The organism is Desulfocucumis palustris (genome assembly GCF_002933875.1).
Lineage (GTDB): Bacteria > Bacillota > Desulfotomaculia > Desulfotomaculales > Desulfocucumaceae > Desulfocucumis > Desulfocucumis palustris.
In genome coordinates, this window is sequence record NZ_BFAV01000126.1 from 41775 (window position 1) to 49136 (window position 7362).

A 7362-nucleotide genomic window follows, 5' to 3' on the forward strand; every position below is an offset into this window, starting at 1 on the left:
TTAAGGTTGTCAATCAGGCTGTTTCAATTACAGCAGCCTTTTCCCTGTCTAAAAGCTTTATAGCCGATTCCCTTAATTTATATTTTTGTATTTTACCGCTGGCCGTTGTGGGATAATTGTCTACAAATAAAACAAAAGCGGGGATTTTAAACCTGGATATTCTTTCCCTGCAAAACTCTTTAATCTCTTCCTCCGTGGAAGCCTGGTCCTCTTTGAGCTGTATGAAGGCCACCACTTCCTCCCCGTATTTTTCACTGGGAACGCCGACCACCTGCACATCCTTAATTTTGGGGTTGGTATAGAGGAATTCCTCTATCTCCCTGGGATATATATTTTCCCCGCCCCGGATGATCATGTCCTTGAGGCGTCCGGTTATTTTGCAATAACCCCTTTCATCCATCACCGCCAGATCGCCGGTATGCAGCCACCCGTCGCTGTCAATGGCCGAGGCGGTTGCCTCCGGCATATTGTAGTATCCCTTCATCACGTGATAACCCCTGGTGCATAGTTCCCCCTGTATCCCCAGGAGAGCTGTTTCCCCTGTTTCGGGATCTACTATTTTCACCTCTACATTGGGCAGCGCCCTGCCCACCGTGCCCACCCTAAGCTCAATGGGATCATCCGTCCTGGTCATGGTAATCCCCGGAGAGGCTTCAGTCTGGCCATATGTAATACAAATTTCCCTGGCTCCCATTTTATTGACCACCGCTTTCATAACTTCTATGGGACAGGGAGCCCCCGCCATTATACCGGTGCGCAGGGACGAGGTATCGTAATCTTTCTTTGCCATTTCCTCCAGTTCGGCAATGAACATGGTGGGAACCCCGTGCAGCGCCGTACAGCTTTCCTTCTCCACGGCTTCCAGCACCTTCACCGGATTGAATACCACCACCGGAACCATCGCCGCGCCCGACACCACGCAGGTCAATGTGGCCAGAACACATCCGAAACAGTGAAAAAACGGCACCGGGATGCACAAACGGTCATTTTCGTTAAAAGCCATGCATTCCGCAAGGCTGATGGCATTGCCGATAAGATTGGTATGGGTCAGCATGACACCCTTGGGAAATCCGGTGGTGCCCGAGGTATACTGCATATTGATAACATCATGGGGATCCATTGAATTTTGTCTGGCCAGCAATTGCTCGTCGCCGATCTCGTCGGCCAGGGCCAGAACGTCGTCCCAGCTATACATCCCAGGCAATTTTTCCTTACCTATAAATACTACATTTCTTAATAAAGGAAGCTTTGCGGATTGAAGACAGCCGGGCTGACATTGATTAAGCTCCGGGCAGAGCTCATAAACCATGTCCAGATACTCCCTGCCCTTTATGCCCTCAATAAGCAAAAGAGTGGTGGATTCAGACTGTTTTAACAGGTATTCCAGTTCAAAAGTTCTGTAATTGGTGTTTACCGTTACCATCACGGCGCCCATTTTGGCGGTGGAAAACTGTGTCAGCACCCACTCGGGAACATTGTTTGCCCATATGGAAATATTTTCACCCTTTTGAATACCCAGCTGCATGAAACCCTTGGCAACTTTTTTACAAATTTCGTTAAACTGCCGGTAGGTGTATCTGATGCCCAGTTCATGATACACCAGAGCTTCATTGTCGGGAAACCTGTAAGCCATTTCGTCAACCAATTGTCCTATGGTAATTTTCCCGACCTCCATTACCAAACCTCCTTCCCAATGTCCCTAATTTATTGCCGGTATTCATACCGGCTAAACATAGCCGGGAGCCGGGCTGTTAAAAGATTCCCGGCGCCCGGTAGTTTCCTGTTACAGTCCCAATGAACGGGCAATTACCAGCCGCTGCACTTCGGAAGTGCCCTCTCCGATTTCACAGAGTTTCGCGTCCCGCAGATACCTTTCCACGGAAAACTCCTTGATGTACCCGTAGCCCCCATGTATCTGAATTGCTTCAAGGGCGGCCCTGGTGGCCATTTCGGAAGCAAAAAGTTTGGCGATTGCCGCTTCCCTGGTATACGGCCTGTTGTTATCTCTAAGCCAGGCCGCCTTCAGGTACATGTTCCTTGCCAGTTCCACATTTGCGGCCATGTCGGCAATTTTAAACTGTATGGCCTGAAAATTAGATATGCTTTGCCCGAACTGAGTCCTTTCCCGGGAATACTTTATTGAAGCATCCAGGGAAGCCTGGGCCAGGCCGGTGGACATTGCCGCAATGGCAATCCTGCCGCCGTCGAGAACTTTCAAAAACTGCTTGAAGCCTTCACCCTCTACCCCCAGCAGGTTTTCCAGGGGTACCTTCACGTCCTCGAAAAAAAGTTCCGTGGTGTTGGAACCGTGCAATCCCATTTTTTCATAGCTTGCCCTGACGGTAAAACCGGCAGTGCCGGTGGGAACTATTATGGAGCTGATTCCATTCTTACCCCGGCCCTTATCGGTCACCGCCGTTATGGTTACGAAGTCCGCGTAGCCGGCATTGGTGATAAAGCATTTTGAGCCGTTTATAACCCACTGGTCACCATCCCGAACCGCGGTTGTTTGCGTGCCCCCGGCGTCCGAACCGGCATTTGGCTCGGTTAAACCAAAGGAACCCAGACATTCTCCCCGGCAGAGCCTGGTCAGATACTTTGTTTTTTGTTCCTCCGTGCCAAAAAGATAAATAGGCATACAGCCCAGCGATATATGCGCCTCGTAGGTTAACCCCGTTGAACCGCAGGCCCTGGATATTTCCTCCACCGCCAGGCAGTAACTGGTGTAATCGCCCCCGGCCCCGCCGTACTGCTCGGGAAAAGGCAGCCCCATCAGATCAAGCTCCGCCAGCTTGCCGACAATGTCAACGGGAAAAGCCCCTGTGCGGTCTATTTCCTGCGCCCTGGGAACTATTACATTCCGGGCCAAATCCCTTACAACGTCCCGGATCATCTTTTGATCCCTGGTAAGATCAAAATCCATATGCCACTCCCCCTTTAATTGACAGTCTTTTCTGATATTTGGGAAAGTTGCAAATATGATGTTGGCAGCCATTAATTCTCCGGCCAAGGGTATCCTGGAAGTCTTCAATGGTCGAAATGCCGCTCCGAACGGTTAACAGGGCAACCGGCAGGGAAGTAATTGGAGCATAAGGCGTTAACCCCGATTAACGTTTTTTAATACAACAGGTGTAAACAAAAAGAACCCCCGTTGTAATTGCAGGGGCATATTTTTTTTACAGTAACCCGGGTTTACATTATGCCCTTAAACCAGCCCGTATTTAATCAGTTTTTTGTATAAACCCGGCCGGGAAATATTCAACAACTGGGAGGTTCTGGCCTTGTTTCCCTGGCAGATCATCAATGCTTGAAGTATTATTAACTTTTCGGTTTGATCCATTATTTCCTCCAAGCTGTGCCCGGCCATTAAAGCCGCGGCGAAATTACTGCCCGAAGCGTTGTCGCTTTTATTTAAACCTGTTTTTTTGTCGGGCAAACAGCTTACATTTGACGGCAGGTGCTGCAGCATTATTTTATTGCCGTCCATGACATTAAAGGATCTTTCTATTACATTTTCCAGTTCCCTGACATTTCCCGGCCATGAATACTTTTGCAGGGCCAGCATAACGTCTTTAGCCACGCCTGTAACCTTAAATCCAAACATTTTGTTGAATTTATCAACGAATTTGTCCACCAGTTCGGGAATATCCTCTTTTCTTTCTCTTAAGGGAGGAATGGTCAGGTTTACCACATTCAACCTGTAGTACAAATCTTCCCTGAATTTTTTATATTTTACAAGGTGCTCCAGATTGACATTTGTGGCAACCACCACCCTTACGTCGGCGATGGACACCTCCCTGCCCCCCAATTTCTGTATCTCTTTTTCCTGAATGAAGCGAAGCAGCTTTGCCTGCAGAGAAAACGGCAGTTCGCCTATTTCATCCAGAAATACGGTACCTCCATGGGCCAGTTCCAGCTTGCCCAGTTGCCCGCCCTTCTTCCCGCCGGTAAAGGCTCCGTCTTCATAGCCGAAGAATTCGGACTCCAGCAAATTCTCCGGTATCGCCGCGCAATTTATTTTAATAAAAGGTCCCGAACGGCGCAGGCTGGCCGCGTGTACGGCGTGGGCGAACAACTCCTTGCCGGTCCCGGACTCTCCACTTATCAGCACGTTGGAGATTCTGGGAGAAATTTTTAATAGGGTTTCCTTTAAATCCAGCATCTGCGGGCTGGATCCCGTTATACTATCCACTGTATATAAAATCCCCGGCCCCGCCTGGCGGGCCTTTTTCTTCCCCCTGGGCGAAGTCCCTTCTTCTTTCTCATGGCTGCCGTCCGGACTGTAAAAAGTAACCTTGGCCAGGGCGCCGGACACGCTTTCTCCCTCCATTATCGGTATATAGTCAACCAGTATGCTTCTCCCGGCAAGCAATTCTATTTGTCCTATATCCTGGCTGCCGGTATCCAATACGCTTTCCAGCCTCTTTAAAAAATCAAAACCGTTTAAATCGGACAGCGGCAAGCCAATTAACTGAGAAGGCTGCCTGTTCATGGACTGCGCAAGGGAAGCGCTGATTTGACTAATTACCCCGTCCCTGGTGACCACCAGCAGGGCCTCATGATTATTGCTGAAGATTGTCTGCATCAGCCGCTCCGCCGTAAATACCTCCCGCCGTGGGGCGTTGCCGTAATTATGTTCTTTTTCAGAGTGCAGCAAAACATCACCGCCGGGTTTGTTTTTTGACTTCTTTGAATATTTTAACAACTTAAAAACACGATGTACAGAAGTTTTTATATAATTATTAAAAAAGCCGGCCTCAATATATACCGCATAAAAAGGAGCCTGAAAGTCCAGACTCCTTTTTTCATCAATTATTACGCGGTTTGGGCTCTTCCCACGTGCCTGCTTATGGCTTCCTGGAAAAGCTGCAGGTATTCCACTCCCGAACGCGCCCAGGAGAAATCCATTTCCATGCAATTCCTGGCCAGTTTACTCCACTGCTCCTGGTCGTCCCGGTAAACCTTCAGTGACCTGGCAATGGCATGATAAAGGGCTCTGCCGTTATATTCGGAAAAGACAAAACCGTTTCCGGAGCCGGTTGCGGGATTGTAGTCATGCACTGTGTCCGCCAGCCCCCCGGTGGCCCTGACGATGGGTATGGTGCCATAGCGCATGGCAATAAGTTGTCCCAGCCCGCAGGGCTCAAACCTTGACGGCATGAGGAACATATCGGCCCCGGAATAAATCCTCTGGGCCAGAATAGAGTTAAAACCTATATATACCCCCATTTTTTGCGGATACTTCGATTTTAACCTGTTGAACATTTCCTCATAATGCTTTTCGCCGCTGCCCAGCACCACAAAGTGAAGGTCCAGGTGCATAAGCTCGTCGCCTATCTCCGAAATAAGGTCCAGTCCCTTTTGATCCACCAGCCTGGAAATAAGTCCTATCACCGGCACATCCCTTATCGGCAGGCCCAACTCCTTTTGCAGGGCGTATTTGTTTTCCTTTTTATACTCTATGCTATCGTAATCGTAATTGCGGTAGATACGGTGATCGGTCTTGGGATTGAATTCGTGGTAGTTAATACCGTTCACTATTCCGTACAAGTCATGTGAGCGCTTGCGCAGGAGGCCGTCCATCCTCTCTCCCAGCTCCGGCCGCTGAATCTCCGCCGCATAGGTTCTGCTGACAGTATTTATGACGTCGGAATATACCAGTCCCATTTTCATGAAGCTGACCGAGCCGTAGAACTCAAGCTGGTCCGGAGTAAAATACTCGTCACCCACCCCCAGTACCCGCAGGGACTCCCTGGGGTAATTACCCTGATACTGAAGGTTGTGGATGGTAAATACGGTGGAGATTTTGGCATAAAATGGATCATGCCGGTACCTGGTTTTTATAAAAAAGGGGATTGGGCCTGACTGCCAGTCGTTGCAATGAATTACATCGGGCTGCCAGTTCAGCCTGGGCAGCATCTCCAGCACCGCCCTGCAGAAGAAGGTGTAGCGCTCGGCTTCGTCCGGAAACATATACATTCTGTCCCGGTAAAAATAGTGGTGGTTATCCACCATATATACCGGAATAATACGGTGCTGCCCATGAAAATGAGCCTCTATTGTGGATTCTCTGATGATTGACGTTTCGGCCCTGTTGTTGAACATCACGGGAAAGTCCATACGGTAGGAGGCTCCCTCTATACCTTTATAGTGGGGCATTATCACCCTGACGTCGTTTCCCATATTGTCGTTACCCACCACTGCAAGGGCCTTGGGCAGAGAACCGGCCACATCCGCAAGGCCGCCGGTTTTGGCAAAGGGTACCACCTCGGAAGAAACCAGCAGAATTTTCAACGGTCTGTCAAACATACCTAGTTACCTCCCCGCTCTTTTGGGTGTATGTAGGGTTTTAGACTAATCCTCCTTTACAATTAAAACAACAATTTCTGGCGTTTAGTATTCCACCAATATTAATTTTTTAAATAAACAGCCCCAAAAATTATTTTCCCGCCGGCGTAAATATCGTCACAATATACTATTCAATTAATTTTGGCTCAAACATCATAAAAAATAAGAGGAAAAAATTTGTATTTATCGAAATTACCATTATCGGCTCATATACTGGAGGGGGTTGTCTCCATTGTCTGGTGAAGCGGTAAGTATAAAAGGCACCAGGGAAGGCCTGGTAATTCTTATTGACACAAGCATGGAATACGAGGAAATAAAAAAGAACCTTCTTACAAAGATGGAATCTTCCAAGGGCTTTTTTAAAGGAGCCAAGTTTGCGGTTTACGAACACCAGAGCGCCGCTGCGGGAAATTATATGGAGCTTGAGGACATATGCAGGCGCTACGGGCTGGTGCCGTCGCCGGACATCTGCTGGCCTCCGGCCGTAAAAAACAAATTCGTCTCCAAAACCTCCGAGCCCCCGCGCAATTCCGGGGAGGCCCCGGTGGTTCTGCCATTACGCCGCCGTGTCAATTTGCCCTCGGAAATCCCGGGAGAGAAGGCGCTGCTGGTAAACAGAACCTTAAGGTCGGGCCAAAAGGTCACAAGTTCTGAAAGCATAGTCATTCTGGGTGATGTTCACGCCGGCTCGGAAGTCATTGCCGGAGGAAGCGTATTGATCTCAGGGCACTGCCGGGGCACGGTGCGCGCCGGTATGAACGGCGCCCCCGGAGCAGTTATCCTGGCCATGACCTTTGATCCCGTGGTGCTTGGGATTGGGGGCATTTCCGCCCACAGCTCCCAGTTCGACAAAAATATTAAGGGTCCACTGGTGGCCTGCTTGCATAAAGACCAAATTACAGTCGAAAAACACCGCTGCTAGGAGAGTGTTGAAAAACACATTGAAAAAGCAATAAACGTGTTGATAAACTACCGCCCGAGGCCGTTCAAAAAGCTCCAGATGCAAGGCGCGGC

5 protein-coding genes are annotated in these 7362 nt (G+C 49.2%); 1 reads left to right on the forward strand and 4 read right to left on the reverse strand.

What is annotated here, in order from left to right; all coding sequences use genetic code 11:
- Positions 1–13: 13 nt before the first annotated feature.
- The 4 genes from DCCM_RS10675 to glgA all read right to left on the reverse strand — a co-directional run bounded on the left by DCCM_RS10675 (position 14) and on the right by glgA (position 6309).
- Positions 14–1675, reverse strand: coding sequence for an AMP-binding protein (locus DCCM_RS10675; RefSeq protein WP_104372384.1), 1662 nt, complete (start codon positions 1673–1675; stop codon positions 14–16).
- A gap of 108 nt (positions 1676–1783) precedes the next feature.
- Positions 1784–2923, reverse strand: a complete 1140-nt coding sequence (locus DCCM_RS10680) for an acyl-CoA dehydrogenase (protein WP_104372385.1) — start codon at positions 2921–2923, stop codon at positions 1784–1786.
- A 282-nt stretch (positions 2924–3205) separates the two neighbouring features.
- Complete coding sequence (locus DCCM_RS10685) at positions 3206–4657, reverse strand: sigma-54 interaction domain-containing protein (RefSeq protein WP_104372386.1); 1452 nt, start codon at positions 4655–4657, stop codon at positions 3206–3208.
- A gap of 158 nt (positions 4658–4815) precedes the next feature.
- A complete protein-coding gene (gene glgA, locus DCCM_RS10690; RefSeq protein ID WP_104372387.1) occupies positions 4816–6309 on the reverse strand; it encodes a glycogen synthase GlgA in 1494 nt (497 codons plus the stop codon).
- A 271-nt stretch (positions 6310–6580) separates the two neighbouring features.
- On the opposite strand from glgA, the gene DCCM_RS10695 reads away from it, so the two are divergent.
- Positions 6581–7270, forward strand: a complete 690-nt coding sequence (locus tag DCCM_RS10695) for a septum site-determining protein MinC (protein WP_104372388.1) — start codon at positions 6581–6583, stop codon at positions 7268–7270.
- Positions 7271–7362: the final 92 nt, after the last annotated feature.